Below are 19,438 nucleotides of genomic sequence, written 5' to 3' on the forward strand. Positions count from 1 at the left end.
ATACATGGCGCCTTCTGCCGCTACGCGTGCGCTGCGATCAGCTCGTATCGTGAATAGGCGCGCTGCTGCGCTAGCCGTCGCTCGATAGGCGGCCGGCGATACGGCGTAGCAGGCTGGGTGTGTTGGGTCACCAGTACGGTGCAGAGCGCCAACATCAGTGGGGAAATGATTCCGCGCTTCATGGCTTCAAGGCATAGGCCGCGCACGGTGCGCTGCATGCCGAGCTTGAAGCGGGCATTGCCGAGCCGATCCGAAACGGTCGCTGGGGAGACGCCCATCTTCCGCGCGATCTCTTTCATCGTCAGTCCGTTAGCGCACCAGGCCGTGGCCTCCGTTTCCTTTGGGCTCAGCCCTGCATTGAGGCGGGCTGTCCATTCTCCGCAAGTGATCATGTGGATACTCCTGTGATTCCATCCCGCTACGTCCTCGCAAAGACGTACTGGTGATGAAGCCGCTGCGCCCTATGGGTCATTCGCACGGTTCGGTCAGCACCTCGGCAGGTTCAGTCCCTCTGTGGCCTACACCTGTCGCCGGTCGCCATACATGCGCAGCGGTTTGTCTCATCGGATTTACTGACGCCCCTCCGATGACCACCGGGGCTGACCTAGCCCGTTTCCGGGTTAGTCGTTCATGGCGCTAGTTGTTAAAGAACAGTGGCGGCTTTCGCTGCCTGCCGGTGTGTGCCGGCGATGGGTGAAATATGCACTTGTGCAATTTAACTGTCAATGCACGTGTGCATATATTTTTCGATTGGGTGCGCTTGCATCGATGCACGGTCACGGATACTGTTTATTCATACAGTATTGGCCGGGGAGGGTTATGGAATGTCGTTGGGCGGGGAAGGGAAGTTGTCAGCGCAGGAGCGCTTGGCTATTCGGATATCGAACATGGTGGGGGCGCCGCGGGCGCAGATGGAGCGGCGGGTGACGATCCACCGGCTGGATTCAGAGCCGGACCAGGTGTGGGAAGAGGTGCTGGAGATACTGGCTGAAACGGAGGGGCTGGACATGACGCTAGAAGACGACGGCTCGCTCACGCTGATGTGGGAGCTAGCAGACGCGCCAGATGTCGAGCGGGTAGAGCATGAGCCCGTTGCTGTAGAAGCGGCGCCGTTTTGACCATGTACTTCAACATAGTGCCAATGCGCGAGCGGGGCCGGCCTCGCGACCAGAAGGAGATCAGGCTATCGAAGCCGATCAGGGCGGACGTGCAGATCCGCCTGGAGACGCGCACGCCGCTCGGGAGGGCTTCCACCGTCGCAGAGGTCCACGTTGTGCCTCCTTATGAGATCGAGCCAATGGTGCTTTACGACGCCTCGGTCGAAAGCATGGCGACAAATGCAGGAACGATCACCGGCGTTGAAATCATCGATGGTGTCGCCTATGCGCAGAGTTGGTGGGTGAGGTCGCTATAACGCGGGCAAAGAAAAGCCCGCACGAAGCGGGCTCAAGCTCACACACCATAGGAGCATCGGATGGGCCGATGTGTGAAGACTACGCCCGGCCTTGTGAAAGGCATGTGCCCGCAATGTGAAAACGGTGTTTAGGCGAGCGGCTCGGTTTCTCTAGCGATCAGATGCTCACCTTCGTTGCGTACATTGCCGATCGCCTTCTGCACCGGGTACCACTCGAACGCGTCTACGGGCGTGGCGTGGTGGATCGCCAGGTCTTCGGCGCGCTCCGGCAGCAGGCCAGGGTCCAGCCACTCTCTGGCGACATCCGGCGGCAGCACGACGGGGCGCCGATCATGTATATCGACCATGCCTTCATCGGAGTCAGCCGTGACGATCACAAAGCCGTCGTGCTCTGATCCGGTGAATTGGCCAATGCCAGCAAAGAACATCGGCTGGTCACTCTTCAGATGGATCAGATAGGGCTGCTTCACCTTGTCGCTGTGCGGGTCGCGCTTCCACTCGTACCAGGAGTCGGCCGGAACTAGGCATCGTCCGGACTTCCAGATGCCGCAAAAGTAAGGCTTCGTCGCGGCGGTCTCGACACGGGCATTGATGGAAGGAGGGCGCTTGCCGGCCCAGTGGGGCGCGTAGCCCCAGGGTGTCATCGCGAAGACGGGCTGGTCTCCGTCCATGCGAACAACGAGGCAGCGGGAGCGGGGCGGGACGTTGTAGCGCGGCCCGACCTCAATTGGCGGTACAGGCAGGCCGAGCTGCTCAGCGTAGCGATGGGGTGTTCGATATTGGCCGTAACGTCCGCACATGTGCCCTCCAATGTCTACGTATAGACACTAGGGCTAGGCAAACTGCTCTATGAACAAGGGCTTTTCCTCGGTGTCAAAATCTATTTGCAGGATTCGTTTGACGAATTAGCAAAATCTGCTAATCTAGGTTTCAGCGAGCTAATCAGGCTTGCTTGGAGGGTGAGAAATGTTGACAGAAATCGGGAAATTCCTTCGTAAGGCAAGAATCGATAGGGGCTTACTCCTTAAAGATATGGCCGAAGGAGTGGGAGTATCAGCAGCCCATCTCTCGACTATTGAAACGGGTAAGCGGCACCTAACCCAGGATCTCATTTTGCGTTTAGGCCATTACCTTGGCATTAGGCAGGGAAGCGGAGAATTTGCTGAGTTGGAAAAGGCTGCTCTTCTGAGTAGAGGGCAAGTCGAAATCGAGACACGAGGCAGATCGGTTAAGCATCAAGAGGTGGCACTAGCCTTCTCCCGGCAGTTTGATGAAATGGACTCTAGTGATATCGACAAGATTTTGAAGGTGCTTAATTCGGCGAATAAGAAGAGGTAGTAGAAATGAGTGGACCATCCTTTGAAGTTCCACCGAGAAGCGAAGCCGAAATCTTTCGTCTAGCGGAGACGATCTGGACGGATTTGAAGCTTCGTGACGATGAATTTCCGATAGTGGAATTTCTGGAGCTCGGGATGCCGCTCTTCTTTGACGGTTTCGTTTTTGATATCTGGGATCAAAGCCGAATGGGCAGCAATCACGGCCTGACGATACCGTCTGAGAACAGCATCGTGTTGCGCGAAGATGTTTACTACGGCGCGTGCGAAGGCAGGGGTAGAGACAGATTTACAGCTGCGCATGAGCTGGGGCACTACCTAATGCATCGAAATGCACCTATGAAGTTCCACCGCGCCGAGACTGGGCGCTTGCCTGCGTATAAAGACAGTGAATGGCAAGCGAACAGGTTTGCCGGAGCATTGCTGATGCCAGAAGCTAAGCTGGCATCGTGCAGAAGCTTGCGCGAGGTAGTAGAAAGGTTCGGGGTAAGCTACGACGCAGCCCAGGTCCAGAACAAAGTTCTGGCCAAGAGAAGGAATATGAGAATTTTGAGCTAATTGGAGTTGCCGCTCCAATCAGCCCGGTGAGCTGAGGTGAGGGGGCTCGCCCTTGCAGTGTGGCTGCGAAAGGAATGTTAGTCATTTCTTAGCAGATGGCAAGAAAAAATTTCCCTCTGCTAAGGAGGTGACGATGAACAGTGCCTAAAAAACCGGCTCCGAAAGGGTTCCGCTGGGTCTGCTGCCGCTATCGCAGGGTGAAGAATTCGGACCGCATGCTGGACGCTTGGGATTACGGCCACGAAGCTTGGTGCTTCCTGGTGCGTGCCTAGTTAGTGAGATAACCCCGTGCGCTGACTAACAGCGCGCGGGGCTTTGCCATATCGGTTGAGTCGATCTGCGCTAATGCGCAATCGATTCGACCGAAATGCAGGGTAAGGAATGGCGAGGCCACATATACCGCCCCATCACTGAGTGCTCAACACCGCGCACCACCTATTTCTCAGCACCGGTTTGCTCAGTGACGAACACCAATAGCCCCGCAGCCTAGCCCAGGAACGCGTCTCCTGAGCTGAGTGAAGGTGCGGTTACAGCGGCGTATAGCATGAAGAAAAACTGGAGCATCGCGAATCATTGCTATCAAACCGGCCTTCCGTCGTATCTCACTGTATGCGAGTCATCCGCAGGGTGATATCTGACGGGATTAGCACCCTGTATACCCGAGCGTCGCCACGCTTCAGCGTGGCATCTTCCGAGATAGCAACATTTGGGCATGCGCCACCACCGGTCTCTAGGCGGAAAAGGTATTCCCCTGGCTCCAATGCCAGACTGATTCCCTCTCCGGCCCTAATCGCAAACGCCTTTCTATTGTTCACGTAGAGGTCGTGCGAGCACCCAGACCCGAGAAAACCACTGTCGCGAAGGAAGGTCACCTGCGCTCCGTCCGGCTTCGTAGAACCGACGATCTCCGGTGCATAGATCCTTTCGCTAGGAACACGCTTTGCGGATTGTTACGTCACCAGGGAAGTCGAGCACCCGGCTAATCCAATCAACATCAAACTCAAAAACGTTATGCGCATGTCGTTCCCTTGAGCATTACCGAGGTATTAAAGCTTCCGTGCATTCCAGACCAGCAACACCTTGCACTGGATGTACGTCTCATCGATCCGGATCGTGACCGGGTCGTAGTCAGGATTGGCCGACTTCATCTTGAAGTGGTCCGCATCCAACATCTGCAGGGTCTTGATGTAGAAATGCCCCTGCCACACGAACGCGTAGACACCGTCGCCGGCGAACTCGCGAATGCTGGCATCCACCATCAAAGGATCGAGATCCTGAATCAGCGGCGCCATTGACTGGCCTTTACCGGTGATCAGCTTCAGGTGAGAAGGGTCTTTGTACGTCACCCCCAGCTCACGCAGGTGCGCCTGGCTCACGGTGATGTCATGGAACATCTCAGGGTAGTCATGAACGACCTTCCCGCCGCCCATCGCCCCAGCCACGTCGTAGTGAGCGATCCTGATCTCATCACCCACAAACGGGCGCTTCGAGAAGTCAGCCGTAATCACGTTACCGGTAACGGTGGGTGTCGCGGGCTCAGATGGTTCTTCGGCTGCGGCCAGTAGGCGCTGACGGGCTGCTTCGGAAAGAGTCTTATTGCCTGCAACCATCTCCTTCACAAAGTCGAGCGTTGACCGGCCGGCGTCCGACTTCACTTCGACCGCTGGCTCGACGGAAAGCGATTCGATAGGCGCAAAGCCGCGAAGCTGATCCGTCGTAACGCCAAAGAAGTCAGCAAGCGGGCGAACCTGTCGGTCAGTTGGTTCCTTGATCCCCTTGGGGCCGCTAGGCTTCAAGATCCGCGATATTGTGTACTGCTTGACGTCTGTCAGACGAGCGAGCTCAGCCTGCGAAATGCCTTTCGCTGACATGAGTTGAGCCAAGACTTTATCGATAGAATGATGCATGCGTGCAATGCTGCCGATGGCCGGTGCATAGCTCAACGGATTTGTGCATTGACGGATATGCACGGGTGCATGATCATGTGCATACCCAAGCTGGAGATAGCCCATGAGCGCTACCAACCTTCCTGAGAAATTGGATGAGTTGTTCGAGATGGGGATGACCTACAAGGCCATCGCCGAACGAGCCAACTGCGACTCGTCCACCATCTTCCGTATTCGCACCAAATCCATCACGAACCCTAGCTACCTGGTTGGGGCGGCTATCGACGCTTTGCACGCCGAGGCTACTAAGCGCGCCCGTAAAGCTAAGCGGGCCGCTGCGTGATGGACACGTCCATGTGCTCTCTGTCCATGGCGCCCATTATCGGTGGGACGCCGTCCTCGTTGCAGCAGCGCAATGCAGGTGGGAATTCATCCAGTAATCGCGGCTACAACCGCAAGGTGTTCTGACATGCAGTACACCATTACGATCAACCAGGCGAAGGCGCTAGAGTGGGGGCTTAATGCCTCTCAGGCCCTGTTGTTCGCTTTTGTCTACGAGTGCCCCAGCTGGGCACGCGTGATGCGCACGCCGGACGGCGACTTCCATGCGTTGAGCAAGGCCAAAATCCTCGAGGAGCTGCCGTTGCTGACCGACAAGCCAGATACGGCGTATCGGTTACTGAAGCAGCTGCAGGCTGTCGGCCTGATCGACGTTTCACATACCCAGACCATCACGCTGGTCCGCGTAACCCAAAAGGGCAAAGGGTGGAACCGCAAAGTCGATGGGTCGGAAAAATATCCGAGCCAACCCGCACAGCTCGGAAAAATCTCCGACCACCCACGGAAAAAAATCCGAGCTGGGTCGGAAAATAATCCGAGCAGCCTCGGAAATGAATCCGAGCAGGGTCGGAAAAATATCCGTCAGGGGTCGGAAAAATCTCCGACAAATCAGGTAACCAGTAATCAGGTAACCAGTGATCAGGGTATGGAGCCCGTTCCCGCCGAGCGGGACCGGACCCAGCCGGATGACGCTGGCCAACCTGATACCCGTTCCCCTACGTTCGGCATCCGCCAGATGCTTGCTCACAACCCTCACAACCTGAGCGAGGCCCTGCTCACCGACTGGGTGAAGTTGCGCAAGGCCAAGCGTGCTGGCGTCAGCGAGACCGCTTGGTCCGCCCTGAACACGGAGATCGGCCGCTGCATGGAGCATGGGCTCGCACCAGACCTCGTGCTGGCCGAGGCGGTGTCAGCTGGCTGGCAAGGCTTTCGTGCCGACTGGATCCTTCGCCGCTTGAAAGCGGCCGCTCCGACTTCCCGCCACCACGAATTCGATCAACGTGATTACACACATGGCCTCCAAGACCGAGGAGACGGCACCTATGCTTTCTAACAACGTAATCGCCATGAGTGACGCAACGCAGCCGCCTGAAACTCGCCATGCCATTTGTGACGTACACGGTCCGTTCGAGCAGAAAGTGACCCGGCTTATGGGCCGACCTATCTCTTCGCTCTGTCCGGTTTGCGAAGCGGAACGCAAATCGCGCGAGTCAGCTGACGCGAAGGCGCGCGATGCTTGGGAGCGGCGGCGGAGCCTCGAGCAGCGCCTGGGCGCCGCTGCAATCCCGAAGCGCTTTCAGCAAAGAACGTTGGACCAGTACCGCACGGAACGCAAAGGGCAGGAGAAGGCCCTGAAGGCCTGTCGCGAGTTCGTGAATGAGTTCCCGGCGATTGCCGAATCGGGTCGCTGCCTGATGATGCTCGGCACACCTGGTACCGGCAAAACGCACCTGGGTGCAGCAATCGCCAACCAAGTGATCAGTGACCACGGCGCGACCGCGGTGTACCGCGTGCTTGGGGACATCTTCCATGCAATCCGTGATAGCTACGGTCCCCATAGCGAGAAGACCGAGCGCCAGATCCTTGCGCCGCTGATCGCGGCTGACCTTCTGGTGCTCGACGAGATCGGGGTCACTAAGGAACAGCCAAGCGACTTCGAACTGCGCACGCTGTTCTCAATTATCAATGGCCGCTACGAGCAATGCCGGCCGACGATCGTCATCTCTAACTTGGGCGTCGATGAGGTGAAGGCCTCGCTGGGTGAGCGTTGCACTGACCGGCTAAGAGAAGGAGGCGTGATCGTCCTGCTGTTCAACTGGGCATCCGAGCGGGGAGTGATCCTGTGAAGTGGCGCGAGGAAACGCGGTGGCTCGCCGTGAGCGATATGGGCTACAAGGTCGCGCGGTTTGTTGTCGGCGACGAGAGTCAGTATCGCGCAAGCATTCGCGGCGAGTTCATTGGCGAGGTCGTTCAGTCCTTCGCAGAAGCCAAAGCGATCTGCGAGCGCCATCTACAGATCATGGGTGTGGGGGATGCGGCGTGAGTGCATCCATGCGCACCACTGGCCAGGTGCTTACCTGGTGGGCTGCACGCCTCGACCAAAACCGGTCCGTCTCGGACAGCTACCGCCGAACCATGCGCAGTCTCGTTTCACGCCACGTTATGCCATCGCTCTCAAATGTGGCGCTGAAAAAACTGACCCGAGCTGTGGTGGACGACAAACTGGTTTGGCCGATGCAGCAAACGCATTCGCCGCACACGGTGCACAAGGCCGTCCAAGCGTTACAGCAGGCCTTGGCGCTGGCTGAGCGGCAGAAGCGCATCGAGGCAAACCCGCTTGCCACAGTGAACTGGCGCGACTTCTGGACGGGACAGCTACCGCCACGCCCGGCCGGGCTGCTGCCCGTCGATGTTCCAACCCTGATGCCTTCGCTGACTGCTGCGTTTGAGCGCGATTCCGTCGGCGGCCTGCTGGCTCTGATGATGTTGGCGCACGGTACCCGCATCACGGAAACCTGCTTAGCCAGATGGCAGCACATCAGCATGGCCGAGCGGGTATGGATCATCCCAGCCCAGAACACGAAGACCGGCCAGGAGCTGGTCGTGCCTCTCACCGAGCAGACGTGCGCACTGCTGGCCCGTTATCGGCAGCTGCAGCATCCGGCGCGCAAGGGCAGCCCGTGGGTATTTGCAGCGCAGGGCGGCGAAGCGCTTTCGAAGGAGCAGGCCAGCTCGCTCATCCGCGGCATCAGTCGGAGGCAGTGGCGCAGCCACGACCTGCGCAAGCTGGCACGAACGGTGTGGGCAGAGATCGGTATTGATTACTTGGTGGGCGAGCTGCTGCTGAACCACTCGATGGGCAAGTTGGCTGGCACGTACATCAAAACGACGGTTATCGATCTGCGCCGCGATGCGCTTGAGCGTTGGCATAGCTGGCTCGATGAGCGTGGTTTCGCCGATGCGCACAGGTTGAGAACGCCTGAAATCACATCTTCCACGAATGATCGCGCGGCCTAGTGCCACGTGGCTTTCCAGTATTTTCACCGTTTCCGATAGAGGTAGATGGAAATGAAGGTTTATCCAGGCGCGACCGGCGCACGCCGCACGGTCGTCGACTACGAAGGGAAGGAGCAGGCAGCGCTGTTCCGTTGGCTACAGGTCCGTCACCCCGCGGCATTCGACGTCACCTACCATGTCCCAAACGGAGGGCATCGTGCCAAAGCGGTCGCGGCCAAGTTGAAGGGGCAGGGCGTAAAGGCCGGAGTTTCCGACATCTGCATGGCACAGGCGCGCGGCGGGTTCTTCGGTCTGTACATCGAGTTCAAGGCGACGCCTCCGCATGACTCGGCCGTATCGACCGCACAGAAAGCGTTTTTGGCGCAGATGGAACAGCAGGGCTATCAGGCGCTGGTGTGCCGGGGCATGAACGCCGCGATGGCCGCTATCGAACAGTACCTGGCATTACCTGCCACGAAGGTGGCTGCGCAGTGATGCCGAAGCATCGCGGGCGGGCCCTGCGCATTGAGCCGATCGCTCTTGCCACTTGCACGGTGTGCGGTGGCGAGGGAGTCGTGCGCGGGATCTTCCACGAATTCCCCTGCGATGCGTGTAACGGATCTGGGGTTGTAGGCAAGGAGGGCGCCGAAAAGCTTTCGGCGGAAGTGCTGGTCCAGCAGCTACGCCTACGCCTCCGGCAGGCCACGCGACAGATTGAACGGCAGGCGGAACTGCTGCGCGAAGCCGGATTGAATGACGGTGCGGCGAGGGATTACGTCGGCTCAAGCAACAGACATCACAGAGGCGGCGGCAACTGGACCGGCGATTGACTGGCCGCTGATCAGCAACTTGGAGAGCCCATATGATCTACACCAGCACACGCGCAGCCGTCGTATCGGCCCTTGCCGCTGAAGCAATTGATAACACCAATAAACAGGCCTGGCAGAAGCTTTATCGCCCTGGCTATGCCGAAAGCAGCGACATCGCCACACTGATGAATTCGTGCTCGAGTGAAGCCATCGGCCGAATGTATGCGGACTGCTGGGTCCACGCGCGGCTACACAGTATGTTGAAACCGCGTCATTGGAACGCCCTCGTCGCGCAGTTCAGCACTCATAAGGCGCGCAAGGTTAAGGCGATCGGCGATATATGCCCCGTGATCGCATCGCATGCACCGCGACTTTTCGTTCAGAAAGCCGTAACGGCCTGGGCAATCCCGCCTTTAAAGGGCGCGGAGGGGAAACGGTCGACGGACATGATCGTGTTGCCTGCCCGGTTCTACGACATGAATGGATGGGATACGGAGGCGCGACCGGAGCGCACTCGGCGCCGGTGGAGGCAGGATGTCAATTCGAAGTTAGATGGCTTGGTAGAGGAGGGGCTGCGTGAAGCGGAGCGAATATTGGTAGCCGAAGGCGTTTTGTTAGATATGGCCGCTTGACACTAGCGGCCGCATGGCCGAAGATTTACCCATCCTGTCATTTCTGCGCCTCGAGTAGGAGTGACAATCCAAAGCCCAGCAATAGCTGGGCTTTGTTGCTTTTGCGACATATCGGTAATGCATAAGGAAGTGTGAGATGGGTAAGAATGGATTGATTCTGCTAGCCGCGTTTTTATCTGGCTGCTCCCTAGGCATCCCATCTACGGCCTACATCGAGCCACCTGACGGGCACGATATCGCACGTGTTCGCATCATCACCAACTCAACTGTCTTCGGCGACAGTCTTAACGGTAATTGTGCGCCTGCCGAGCGGCATAAGATGGCGGAAGCCGGACGATTTTCACGTGACGGCCGGAACAACATAAACTATCCACAGTTTCCCGCTGTCGGCGAGACGAAGGCGCTTGGGATGCCGAAGCGCGTCATGCCTAAGCTGGCTGAGTACATTGGTGCTGTCCGCATGGGTGAGGGCTCGTATAAAGAGCTTGTCACCGAATACCGTGTTCGGACAGACGCGCCTTTCCAACTCGCGACGCTAGGTGCGGCAATGGGTAGCTATGGCAGCACGTACTACACCTGTCCCGGCGAGGCGAAGATATACAAGCTCGAGCCTGGTAAAGACTACGAGATTGTCGTAGGGCCAGCGATAAAGTCAAACGTCGACGGTACGGCTACGACTGGCTGTATGTTCGGCATGTTTGAATACGTAACGCTTTCCAATTCCGGGGAAACCCCGATCGTTGTGCCAAAGATAATGGCAGGGACCCCAGCGCCTCAGAATATGTGCAACCAGTGATCCGAGCCCAGCCATAGAGCTGGGCTTTTCCGTTTTCGTCAGGCGGCTTCTACCGAGACAGATAGCCGGCAACCGAGCGCGGCCAGTGCAGATTCAACCTGATCCATCTTGGACGTATGCAGAAAGTCGACGAGTCGATCGCCCTGGGTCTGCTTGACCCCGAGCAAGCGGCACAGATCAGCCTTGCGCATACCGCGTTCCATCATCGCGTTCCATAGGTAGATCTTCGCCACGGTAACCGCTGGCAGGTGCACTACGTGCTCGCCATCCTCGGCGGGGGTCGCTGCTGGAATCGCGCGGCGCTGATCAACGTATAGCGATAGCGTCGTCTCAATAGCGTCGACCGCTTCACTGATCGCGTGGTCCCGGTCATCACCGAAGCTATTCAGCTCTGGAAGATCCCGGCAGAACACGGCCACACCTGGTTCGTCGTCAGACTCGAAACGGATTGCAAACTCGTACATGCGTGTCTCCTGCGGAGATGACTAAACAGCGAGTGCGGCGAAGGGGCTCTTAGAGCCCCAGTTGCTTGATGATCGCCTTGCGGGTCGGTTCCTTCATTTCCTTGGCTCCGTGGTCCGCGAAGATCGTCGATTTGCCGTTTGGTGCGGTGATCTTGAAGTGGCTTCCTTTGCCAGCTTCGAAGGTCACCCCTTGGGCCTTCAACCATCGCCTGAACTCGCTGTGCTTCATCACCTCTGCTCTGTTGTGTTGATGGGATCATTATACAACAGATATGTAGTAATACAACACTTATGTTTTATAAAGGTTAGCCACGTGGACGAATTCCTCATGCAGGCCATCGCGTGGTCGATCCCCGGCTGGCTGGGGATGATGGGCGGGCTGGTGAGCTACTTCTATCCGCCGTCCACCGAGATGCGCTTTCACGCGTGGCTGTTCGTGGGGAAGTTGCTGCTCTCATTCTTCGTCGGCAAGGTCGCCGGCGAATTCATCGCGCTCGATAACACCTACCGAACCGGCTACATCATGCTGCTGGGGTTCTTCGCCTTCCCTGTAATGGGAGAGGTTGAGAAGAAGCTGAAGGTCTGGCTCGACAAGCTATCCCCTGGAGGCGTCTGATGCTGATCATCTCAATTGCAGCGGTGCTGGCCTATACGCTGGTGATTGCGCGCTGCATCTGGTTTGCCATGAACGGCGATCGATTCCGGCAGGACGACCGAGCGGAATCAGCATTCATCATCTCGGCTTCATGCCTCTACATGTTAGGCCATGTCGCTGTATGGGCATATGAGCCATGGAAGTTCGTATCCAACAGCGGCGGCGCGGCGATCATCATTGGATTCACATTGTTCACGGCGGCTTACTTCTGGCACCGAATCGGCTCGCTCATGATCGGGCGCGATCGCAGGGTCGGTCATCGCCGTCTTCGGAGGGCGCATGGCTAAGGTGAAACGCCTCAGCCATTGGCTACTGGCGAGTCTCATCGTATTCGTGATCGGTAATGGGATTGGCTATGTCGGCCGCACATGGGAATGCCGCGGCGACCTGCAGACGGTATACCTCGCTGCCCCAGGGTATGAGGCCCGGCACGGCGTTCTTCCACCGAAGCTGTACGAGGTGAGCGTGACCAAGTGCACGCTACCTGAGCAGTGGGGTGGAGATCGTCCCGCACTTACCCGGTACCCATAAATAGGCAAGCCCGGGCTGAGGAAACAGCTACCGGGCTCTGGCCATCTGGGAGAATGCGCAACTCCGACGGCGTGAAGCTATGGTATCGCGCTGCCTCTAAGCGGTCCGTGATCGGAACACGTCAATCGCCGAACAGGGTTCACGGTTTGGCGAAGGAACGAGCCCGGCGCCGTCGAAAGCAACCGGGCTCTAGCGCCGCAACCGGGGGAAGGAATCAACCCCATGACGCATGCGCGGCATGTTATCCGCACAGCTGATACGGGTCCGTGACTGTGGCCTCATCCTTCACCAGGGGCATTTATGTTTCGCGTCGATGCTTGGGGAATCGAGCAGCAGATCGCTGAACTGACGGACCTAGAACGTGAGCAACTGCCATTCGCTGCGGCGCTCGCCCTTACGCGGACAGCACAGGACGTTGAGCAAGCTCTCGTGTCTGAGATGCGCAACGTCTTTGACCGCCCCACACGCTGGACACTGAACAGTCTTCGCGTATTCCCCGCGACTAAGCAGAAGCTTGTTGCTCGGGTATGGATGAAGAACGAGTCGGATAAGGCAGCACCCGCAACCACCTGGCTAACACCAGAGGTATACGGTGGTCCTCGCCGTGACAAGCGCACCGAGTCGATGCTCAAAGCCAAAGGCATCCTGCCAGCTGATCGCTACGTCGTCCCGGGTGACGGCGCTGAGCTCGACCAGTTCGGAAACATGAAGCGCGGCCAGCTCACTCGGATGCTCTCCGGTGTGCGCGGATTCACCGAGACCGGGTACAGCGCTAACGCAACCGGCAGCGTTCGAAGTCGAAGGAAGGGGAACGCCAAGTCATTCTTCGTAATGCGTAAGGGGAAGGATCCAATCGGCATTGCTCAGCGGGTAGGCCGTAAGCGCGATGACGTGAAGATGATTGTCGCCTTCGTGCGTAAGCCCAACTACACCAAGCGGTATCGGTTCTTCGAAGTGGCGGATCAGGTTGCAGAGCAACGATTACCCGAGCGATTCAGGGAAGCGATGGCTCAAGCGATGAGAACCCGGCGCCAAAGCTGACGCACCAGGGCGGTGCATGGGTCCTCCCGAGCCGCCCCCACCCGTTGCGGGTAATTCGAGGCTCGACCTTTCGCTTCATACGACTTTTTTCTGACGCCACGACTTCCGGTTCCGCGTCGTACCCAATATGGCCACACAGAACGAAATCGCCCAGCACCTGGACATCACTGATCGCCAGGTTCGCAGCCTTATCGAAAGCGGCGTGCTTTCAGGCTCTCAGGGGCGCGGCGGGCTCGATTTCGATGAATGCCGGATCGCGTACATCCGATATCTGCGCGGAATTGCGCAGGGCCGTGTCAAGCAGCCGCAAGAAACGGAACCTGACGAGTCCCAAGCCGAAATCGACAAGCGCTATGCAGAAGAGCGCCTGCGCCTCACCGCTGCACAGGCAGAAGGCCAGGAGCTCAAGAACGAGGTGGCCAAGCGCAAATCGGTCCCGACCGACTTCGCGATGTTCGCGCTTTCCCGACTGGCATCCGAAATTGGATCGATCCTCGACACGCTTCCGCTCACATTGAAGCGAAAGCACCCTGAATTAGAAGTCCGGCATATCGAGTCCGTACAGCGAGAGCTATCGAAGGCCCGCAATCGCGCCTCTAGCCTGGATGACCGCCTGATCGGACTGTTGAATGAATATCTCGAGCTTCCAGATTGAGGAATTTGCCTCTGCTGTGAAGGCGGGACTGATTGCACTTGCCCGGCCGGCCCCACAGACCCCTGTCGAATGGGCGGACGAGCATTTCTACCTTTCGAGCGAGTCGTCGTATCAAGAGGGCGCCTGGGAGACGCTGCCGTTTCAGGTAGCGATCCTGAACGCCATGGGCAACGACGAAATCCGCACGGTGAACGTGCTGAAGTCGGCCCGCGTCGGGTACTCGAAGATGCTGCTGGCTGCAGCGGCGTACCAAACGCAGCACAAGCGCCGGAACATCCTCTTTTTGGTGCCTACTGACGGTAGCGCCGCGGGCTTCATGAAGTCTCAGATCGAGACAATGATCCGTGACGTACCTTCGGTGCGTGATCTGGCCCCCTGGTACGGATCGAAGCACCGGGACAATACGCTCGACACGAAGCGCTTCACTCACGGCAAACAGCTGTGGTGCCGCGGCGGTGCGGCGGCGAAGAACTATCGCGAGCTGTCGGCGGATACGGTCATTTATGACGAGCTGGCGGCTTTCGAGCCGGACGTCGAGAAAGAAGGTTCGCCGACCTTCCTTGGTGACAAGCGCATTGAGGGATCGACTTTTCCGAAGTCGATCCGGGGAAGCACCCCAAAGATCAAAGGTACCTGCCAGATCGAGGCAGCTGCTAGCGAATCCCCGCATTTCTTCCGGCTTCACGTGCCATGCCCTCACTGCAGGGCAGAACAGAGCCTGAAGTGGGGCGGTAAGGACTGCGACTACGGCATCAAGTGGGATCCGGAAAAGCCGCAGGATGCCTGGTACATCTGCGAGGCCAACGGATGTCGTGTAGTGCAGCACGAGATGCAGGCAGTACAGGCCGAAGGCCGGTGGATATGCGAGAAAACCGGCATCTGGACGAACGACGGAATCGATTTTCATGATTCCGAAGGAAACCCAAGACCGGCGCCTGACTCGGTGACCTTTCACGTGTGGACGGCATACAGCCCGTTCACGACCTGGGGGCGCATCGTTCTGGACTTCCTGCTCGCCAAGACCGACCGGAACAAACTGAAGACCTTCGTTAACACCACGCTTGGCGAAACCTTCGAAGAAGACGAAGGCGAGAAGCTGGAGTGGGAACACCTCTACGCGCGCCGCGAAGTATGGCAAGCCTTCCCCGAGCGAGCCGTTCTACTCGTAGGGTTCATCGATACCCAGGACGACCGCTACGAGGGTCGAGTCTGGGCGTTTGGGCCGGGTGAGGAGAGCTGGTTGGTCGACCGCTGGATACTCTACGGCGACCCCGCCGGGGAAGAGCTCCGCCGCAAGGTCGGGGAACGCTTACACAACACCTACCGTAGAGCGGACGGCCAAGTCCTTCGCGTAGCGCTGTGGGGCTGGGACTCCGGTGGCCACTACACCGATGAGGTGTACGCCGAGAGCCGTAAGCACGGCATTCGTTGGGTGATCCCTACCAAGGGCCATTACCTGCCGGGCAAGCCGATCGCAGAATTTCCCCGCACCAAACACAAGTCGGGCACCTACCTGACGATGCTGGGTACCGACAACGCCAAAGAGCTGATTTACAGCAGGCTTCGCATTCAGCCTCAGCTTTGCGAGGCAGTACCTGGCTGCGTCCACCTTCCTGCGAATGACGACATCTGCGACGAGGCGGAGCTGAAGCAGCTCACGGCCGAAGTGAAGGTGCTCAAGATCGAGAAGGGCAAGCGGGTCCACAAGTGGGATGCCAAAGGGCGCCGGAACGAAGCACTGGACTGTTTTGTGGGTGCGGTAGCGATGGTTCGAATCGCTCAGCAGCACTTCGGGGTGGACTTGAGCGTCACCCAGCCAATCACGACATACCGGCCGACTCGCGGAGTACGCAGTTCGGTTCGATGAGGAAGGCCATGATCCGAAAAACAGACGCTCAGATCCGCCTCGAGCAAGTCCGAACTGCCATCAGCAAGATCCTGACCGGCGCCCAGTCGGTGAGGTACGGCGATCGGCAGCTAACCCGGGCCGACTTGGGAACGTTGCGGGATCTAGAGAAGGAATACGCGCTTGAAGTGAGCGCTGAACAAGCCCGCCTGAAGGGGCGAGGTCGCAACCGAATCACCTACCTAGGAATCTGACATGGGCTTGTTCAACCGCACGCCGGAGGAAAAAGCGCTCCGCGCGGCGATCAAACTCGTCCAGAGCCAGCAGCCAAAGGCCCAGGGTGGGGGTGGCGGAAGCGAAACCCGCTGGCGGGGCGCGTCCCGCATGCTGCGAAGCATGGCCAGCTGGATACCGTACCTCGGTAGCCCGTCCAAAGACCTATCAGCGGTCGAGCGCAAGACCCTGGTCGCTCGTTCGCGCGACGCCATGCGTAACCACCTGCTGGGCCGGGCCGCTGTCGTCCGTGTTCGTACCAACGTTGTCGGCACCGGCCTTATCTGCCGACCACAGGTGGACTTCGAAGCACTCGGAATCACAGAGGAAGAGGGCGAGCAGCTAAACGCCCAGCTTGAACGGGAATGGACGCTGTATGCCGAAGATCCCCGTGAATGTGACGCCGAGGCAAGCAGTACGCATTACCAGCTCCAGGGTGTCGCACTGATCTCGGCTTTGACTGGTGGCGATGTATTCGTCACCACTCCTGACATTGAGCGCGAAGGGACGGTCTTCAGCACCCGGCTTCAACTGATCGAGACGGATAGGGTCTGCAACCCGAACGGAACGCCTGACACTGACAACCTGTGCGAAGGCATCGAGTTCGACAGTGCTGGTGCGCCGGTTTACGTCCACGTCTGCAGCGGGTATCCGAACGAGAAACGCTTGAGCGCGCCACTGAAGTGGGAGCGGCTTGAGGTGTTCGGGTCCGAAACCGGTCGCCGTCGCGTGATGCAGATCTGGTGCGATAAGGAACGACCCGGCCAGAAGCGCGGGGCGCCCTACTTGGCGCCGGTGCTGGAGCCCTTGCAGAAGCTTGAACGCTACAGCAGCGCCGAGCTGATGGCTGCGGTCATCAGCGCCATGTTTACCGTCTTCCTCAAGAAGGGGGAGAACTTCAACCAAGGTAATTTGGGCCTCACTGCACTCTCGAATGAGGACCAGCAGGGCGGTCAGGCTGAGCTTCCACCGGTGCAACTCGGTGAAGGTGCGGTAGTGGACCTGGCGCCTGGCGAAGAGCCGATGGTGGCCAACCCGGCGCGCCCGAACGCCCAGTTCGATCCGTTCTTCACGGCAGTCGCCAAAGAGATCGGCGCCGCGCTGGAGATCCCACTCGACGAACTCATGCTGCACTACAGCAGCAGCTACAGCGCCGCCCGCGCAGCGATGCTGCAGGCCTGGCGCATGTACCTCACCCGCCGCTGGTGGCTGGTGTGTGACTTCTGCCAGCCGAGCTACGAGCTTCTGGTCGATGAAGCGGTGGCACGCGGGCGTATCCGCGCACCGGGGTACAGCGATCCGGCTCGCCGGCGCGCCTATACCCGCGCGGTGTGGATCGGCCCAGCCAAAGGCGCCATCGATGAGCTCAAGGAGGCAAATGCAGCCGGCAAGCGCATCGAGATAGGCGTCAGCAACGAAACAATCGAAGCCGCCGCCATGACCGGCGAGACCTGGCAGCAGATCTACCGGCAGCGCCGTCGCGAGATTCAGCAGCGAGAGAAGGACGGCGTTCGCAACCCTGCTCCTGCTTCGGCGAATGACCTGCCGGACGATGACCCGGCTAACCGAGAGGAATAACGATGCCTAGTGCATTCGAAATGGCCGCGTCCCGGCCATGGCTCATGCTGCCTGACTCGCTCGATCAGCTGATGGCGATTGCCGATCGGCAGGGCGATCCAGAGGCACTTGAGGCCCGATTGGGCCGGCCGCTGGAAAACACGCGCACCGTCACCGTGCGTGATGGAGTGGCAGTGATTCCAGTGGTCGGCCCGATCATGCGGTACGCCAACATGTTCACGCGTATCAGCGGCGCCACGAGCACTCAGGAGCTTGCGACCGATTTCCAGACGGCCCTGGATGATCCCAAGGTCAGGGCCATTGTTTTCAACATCGACAGCCCGGGCGGCGAAGCAAACGGGATCAACGCCTTGGGCGACATGATCTATGCAGCCCGAGGCAAGAAGCCAATCAAGGCCTTCGGTGGTGGAAGCGTCGCCAGCGGCGCCTATTGGGTTGCCAGTGCCGCCGACGAACTTGTTGTCGACGACACGGCGCTGGTGGGCAGCATTGGGGTGGTGGTTGAAGTCCTGACCCGCGAGGCCAAGGCCGGCGAGAAGCGCTACACCATCACCAGTAGCAACGCCCCCAACAAGCGGCCGGACATCGAGACCGATGCTGGCAAGGCTGAAATATCAAAAAGCATCGACGCACTCGCGGGTGTCTTCGTGGCCAAGGTCGCGCGGAACCTGGGCGTCGATGAAAAGGAAGTCCCTGCCATGGGTGACCACGGCGGACTGCGCGTAGGGGCTGCGGCTGTTGAAGCCGGCCTCGCCCACAGACTGGGCTCACTCGAGGGCCTGATCAATGAGCTGGCCAAACCAGCAGCAAACACTCCCAGGAGTCGCACGATGAACGTAAGCAGCACCGAGGATCTGCGCGCAGCACTAGCCGCGGGCACCGATCCGAACACCATTCAGATCACCCAAGCGCAGCAGCCTGATGTTGCAGCAATCAAGGCAGAGGCAGCCGAAGAGGGCGCCAAGGCCGAGCGCGAGCGAATCCAAGGCATTCAGGCCCTTTCGCAGCCCGGCTTCGAGCAGGAAGTCAGCGCGGCTATCGAAAGCGGCATGACCGTCGAGGCGGCGGGCCTTTCGCTCTTCAAAGCGGCTAAAGACCGGGGCATCACCCTGGCTGCCATCAAGAACGACGCCACCAAAGCGAAAGGCACGACGCCGCCCGCTGCCGAGGCGAAGCATCCCATCTCTACCAGCTCGATCTGGGCAAGCCGTAAAGGAGCGAAAGCATGACCATTCTCGAACAAGGCGCACGCGCCGGTGATTTCCTGCTGAGCGAAGCCAAGGGCGAGCGCTCCCGCGAACAGGTCGACCTGCTTGCGCTGACCGAAGCTGCGCCGGCCGGCACGATCATCATCTTGGATGGTGACGGTTACAAGCCCTACGAATCCCCGGAAACGCCCGCTGCGATCACTGCGCCGCTGGCCATTCTGTTCAACAACAAGCCCGCTAGCGAAGACGTGCAGTACGCTGCCGTTATCGTCCGCGATGCCGAGGTCGACGGTGATTTGCTCTTTGGTCTGGATGGCGCGGCACTGACCGCACTCGCCAGCCAGGGCGTAATCGTCCGCTAACCACACAAAACCTTTCCAAAGCCCGCCATGAGCGGGTTTTCTCGTTTTTGGAGGCCAATA

28 protein-coding genes are annotated in these 19,438 nt (G+C 59.0%); 23 read left to right on the top strand and 5 right to left on the bottom strand.

Annotated features, from left to right (window positions below):
• Positions 1-20: 20 nt before the first annotated feature.
• On the bottom strand, positions 21-392 hold the full coding sequence (locus tag ACY8D3_RS08510) for a response regulator transcription factor (protein ID WP_462383328.1): 372 nt from the start codon (positions 390-392) through the stop codon (positions 21-23).
• A gap of 432 nt (positions 393-824) precedes the next feature.
• On the opposite strand from ACY8D3_RS08510, the gene ACY8D3_RS08515 reads away from it, so the two are divergent.
• Both ACY8D3_RS08515 and ACY8D3_RS08520 read left to right on the top strand, forming a co-directional pair.
• On the top strand, positions 825-1,118 hold the full coding sequence (locus tag ACY8D3_RS08515) for a DUF1654 domain-containing protein (protein WP_462383329.1): 294 nt from the start codon (positions 825-827) through the stop codon (positions 1,116-1,118).
• Positions 1,119-1,120: 2 nt separating this feature from the next.
• Positions 1,121-1,414 carry a hypothetical protein gene (locus ACY8D3_RS08520; protein ID WP_462383331.1) on the top strand — a complete coding sequence of 98 codons (294 nt, stop codon included), beginning with the start codon at positions 1,121-1,123 and terminating at the stop codon, positions 1,412-1,414.
• Positions 1,415-1,542: 128 nt separating this feature from the next.
• Here the strand turns inward: ACY8D3_RS08520 and ACY8D3_RS08525 are convergent, their stop codons facing one another.
• The gene (locus ACY8D3_RS08525) at positions 1,543-2,214 is read right to left on the bottom strand and encodes an SOS response-associated peptidase (protein ID WP_462383333.1); all 672 of its coding nucleotides are present in this window, start codon (positions 2,212-2,214) and stop codon (positions 1,543-1,545) included.
• Positions 2,215-2,380: 166 nt separating this feature from the next.
• Here ACY8D3_RS08525 and ACY8D3_RS08530 point away from each other — a divergent pair, with 166 nt between their 5' ends.
• Positions 2,381-2,752 carry a helix-turn-helix domain-containing protein gene (locus ACY8D3_RS08530; RefSeq protein ID WP_462383334.1) on the top strand — a complete coding sequence of 124 codons (372 nt, stop codon included), beginning with the start codon at positions 2,381-2,383 and terminating at the stop codon, positions 2,750-2,752.
• Between the two features lie 5 nt (positions 2,753-2,757).
• Positions 2,758-3,306, top strand: a complete 549-nt coding sequence (locus ACY8D3_RS08535; RefSeq protein WP_462383336.1) for an ImmA/IrrE family metallo-endopeptidase — start codon at positions 2,758-2,760, stop codon at positions 3,304-3,306.
• A gap of 1,046 nt (positions 3,307-4,352) precedes the next feature.
• Here ACY8D3_RS08535 and ACY8D3_RS08540 read toward each other — a convergent pair.
• Positions 4,353-5,213 (bottom strand): LexA family transcriptional regulator, encoded by an 861-nt coding sequence (locus ACY8D3_RS08540; protein ID WP_462383338.1) that lies wholly within the window; start codon positions 5,211-5,213, stop codon positions 4,353-4,355.
• 103 nt (positions 5,214-5,316) lie between these two features.
• Here ACY8D3_RS08540 and ACY8D3_RS08545 point away from each other — a divergent pair, with 103 nt between their 5' ends.
• The 9 genes from ACY8D3_RS08545 to ACY8D3_RS08585 all read left to right on the top strand — a co-directional run bounded on the left by ACY8D3_RS08545 (position 5,317) and on the right by ACY8D3_RS08585 (position 10,765).
• Positions 5,317-5,535, top strand: a complete 219-nt coding sequence (locus ACY8D3_RS08545; RefSeq protein WP_462383339.1) for a hypothetical protein — start codon at positions 5,317-5,319, stop codon at positions 5,533-5,535.
• Positions 5,536-5,661: 126 nt separating this feature from the next.
• Positions 5,662-6,585 (top strand): hypothetical protein, encoded by a 924-nt coding sequence (locus ACY8D3_RS08550; protein WP_462383341.1) that lies wholly within the window; start codon positions 5,662-5,664, stop codon positions 6,583-6,585.
• Positions 6,575-7,378, top strand: coding sequence for an ATP-binding protein (locus ACY8D3_RS08555; protein ID WP_462383343.1), 804 nt, complete (start codon positions 6,575-6,577; stop codon positions 7,376-7,378). Before ACY8D3_RS08550 ends, ACY8D3_RS08555 begins: the two co-directional genes overlap by 11 nt.
• Positions 7,375-7,575, top strand: coding sequence for a hypothetical protein (locus ACY8D3_RS08560; RefSeq protein ID WP_462383345.1), 201 nt, complete (start codon positions 7,375-7,377; stop codon positions 7,573-7,575). The genes ACY8D3_RS08555 and ACY8D3_RS08560 overlap by 4 nt, the downstream gene beginning before the upstream one ends.
• Positions 7,572-8,549: a tyrosine-type recombinase/integrase gene (locus ACY8D3_RS08565; protein WP_462383347.1), complete on the top strand. Its 978-nt coding sequence runs from the start codon at positions 7,572-7,574 to the stop codon at positions 8,547-8,549. The genes ACY8D3_RS08560 and ACY8D3_RS08565 overlap by 4 nt, the downstream gene beginning before the upstream one ends.
• A 51-nt stretch (positions 8,550-8,600) precedes the next feature.
• Entirely contained in the window at positions 8,601-9,023 is a 423-nt protein-coding gene (locus tag ACY8D3_RS08570) for a VRR-NUC domain-containing protein (RefSeq protein ID WP_462383349.1), read from the top strand.
• Positions 9,023-9,358 carry a hypothetical protein gene (locus ACY8D3_RS08575; RefSeq protein WP_462383351.1) on the top strand — a complete coding sequence of 112 codons (336 nt, stop codon included), beginning with the start codon at positions 9,023-9,025 and terminating at the stop codon, positions 9,356-9,358. The genes ACY8D3_RS08570 and ACY8D3_RS08575 overlap by 1 nt, the downstream gene beginning before the upstream one ends.
• A 32-nt stretch (positions 9,359-9,390) precedes the next feature.
• Positions 9,391-9,969 (top strand): hypothetical protein, encoded by a 579-nt coding sequence (locus tag ACY8D3_RS08580; protein WP_462383353.1) that lies wholly within the window; start codon positions 9,391-9,393, stop codon positions 9,967-9,969.
• A 136-nt stretch (positions 9,970-10,105) separates the two neighbouring features.
• Positions 10,106-10,765, top strand: coding sequence for a hypothetical protein (locus ACY8D3_RS08585; protein WP_462383355.1), 660 nt, complete (start codon positions 10,106-10,108; stop codon positions 10,763-10,765).
• A gap of 38 nt (positions 10,766-10,803) precedes the next feature.
• On the opposite strand, the gene ACY8D3_RS08590 is transcribed toward ACY8D3_RS08585, so the two are convergent.
• On the bottom strand, positions 10,804-11,229 hold the full coding sequence (locus ACY8D3_RS08590; RefSeq protein WP_462383357.1) for a type II toxin-antitoxin system HicB family antitoxin: 426 nt from the start codon (positions 11,227-11,229) through the stop codon (positions 10,804-10,806).
• 49 nt (positions 11,230-11,278) lie between these two features.
• The gene (locus ACY8D3_RS08595) at positions 11,279-11,458 is read right to left on the bottom strand and encodes a type II toxin-antitoxin system HicA family toxin (protein ID WP_462383359.1); all 180 of its coding nucleotides are present in this window, start codon (positions 11,456-11,458) and stop codon (positions 11,279-11,281) included.
• 84 nt (positions 11,459-11,542) lie between these two features.
• Between ACY8D3_RS08595 and ACY8D3_RS08600 the strand changes: the two genes are divergently transcribed.
• The 10 genes from ACY8D3_RS08600 to ACY8D3_RS08645 all read left to right on the top strand — a co-directional run bounded on the left by ACY8D3_RS08600 (position 11,543) and on the right by ACY8D3_RS08645 (position 19,378).
• The gene (locus ACY8D3_RS08600; RefSeq protein WP_462383361.1) at positions 11,543-11,845 is read left to right on the top strand and encodes a hypothetical protein; all 303 of its coding nucleotides are present in this window, start codon (positions 11,543-11,545) and stop codon (positions 11,843-11,845) included.
• A complete protein-coding gene (locus ACY8D3_RS08605; RefSeq protein ID WP_462383363.1) occupies positions 11,845-12,171 on the top strand; it encodes a hypothetical protein in 327 nt (108 codons plus the stop codon). The genes ACY8D3_RS08600 and ACY8D3_RS08605 overlap by 1 nt, the downstream gene beginning before the upstream one ends.
• Positions 12,164-12,415, top strand: coding sequence for a hypothetical protein (locus tag ACY8D3_RS08610; protein ID WP_462383364.1), 252 nt, complete (start codon positions 12,164-12,166; stop codon positions 12,413-12,415). Before ACY8D3_RS08605 ends, ACY8D3_RS08610 begins: the two co-directional genes overlap by 8 nt.
• Before the next feature lie 300 nt (positions 12,416-12,715).
• Positions 12,716-13,456 carry a hypothetical protein gene (locus ACY8D3_RS08615; protein WP_462383366.1) on the top strand — a complete coding sequence of 247 codons (741 nt, stop codon included), beginning with the start codon at positions 12,716-12,718 and terminating at the stop codon, positions 13,454-13,456.
• Between the two features lie 127 nt (positions 13,457-13,583).
• Positions 13,584-14,111, top strand: a complete 528-nt coding sequence (locus tag ACY8D3_RS08620; RefSeq protein ID WP_462383368.1) for a terminase small subunit — start codon at positions 13,584-13,586, stop codon at positions 14,109-14,111.
• Entirely contained in the window at positions 14,086-15,978 is a 1,893-nt protein-coding gene (locus tag ACY8D3_RS08625) for a phage terminase large subunit family protein (protein ID WP_462383370.1), read from the top strand. Before ACY8D3_RS08620 ends, ACY8D3_RS08625 begins: the two co-directional genes overlap by 26 nt.
• An 8-nt stretch (positions 15,979-15,986) precedes the next feature.
• On the top strand, positions 15,987-16,211 hold the full coding sequence (locus ACY8D3_RS08630) for a hypothetical protein (protein WP_462383372.1): 225 nt from the start codon (positions 15,987-15,989) through the stop codon (positions 16,209-16,211).
• Between the two features lies 1 nt (position 16,212).
• On the top strand, positions 16,213-17,808 hold the full coding sequence (locus tag ACY8D3_RS08635) for a phage portal protein (RefSeq protein WP_462383374.1): 1,596 nt from the start codon (positions 16,213-16,215) through the stop codon (positions 17,806-17,808).
• A gap of 2 nt (positions 17,809-17,810) precedes the next feature.
• Positions 17,811-19,037 (top strand): S49 family peptidase, encoded by a 1,227-nt coding sequence (locus tag ACY8D3_RS08640; protein ID WP_462383376.1) that lies wholly within the window; start codon positions 17,811-17,813, stop codon positions 19,035-19,037.
• Positions 19,034-19,378, top strand: a complete 345-nt coding sequence (locus tag ACY8D3_RS08645; RefSeq protein WP_462383378.1) for a head decoration protein — start codon at positions 19,034-19,036, stop codon at positions 19,376-19,378. The genes ACY8D3_RS08640 and ACY8D3_RS08645 overlap by 4 nt, the downstream gene beginning before the upstream one ends.
• Positions 19,379-19,438 lie beyond the last annotated feature (60 nt).

The organism is Pseudomonas sp. Marseille-QA0892 (assembly GCF_054950135.1).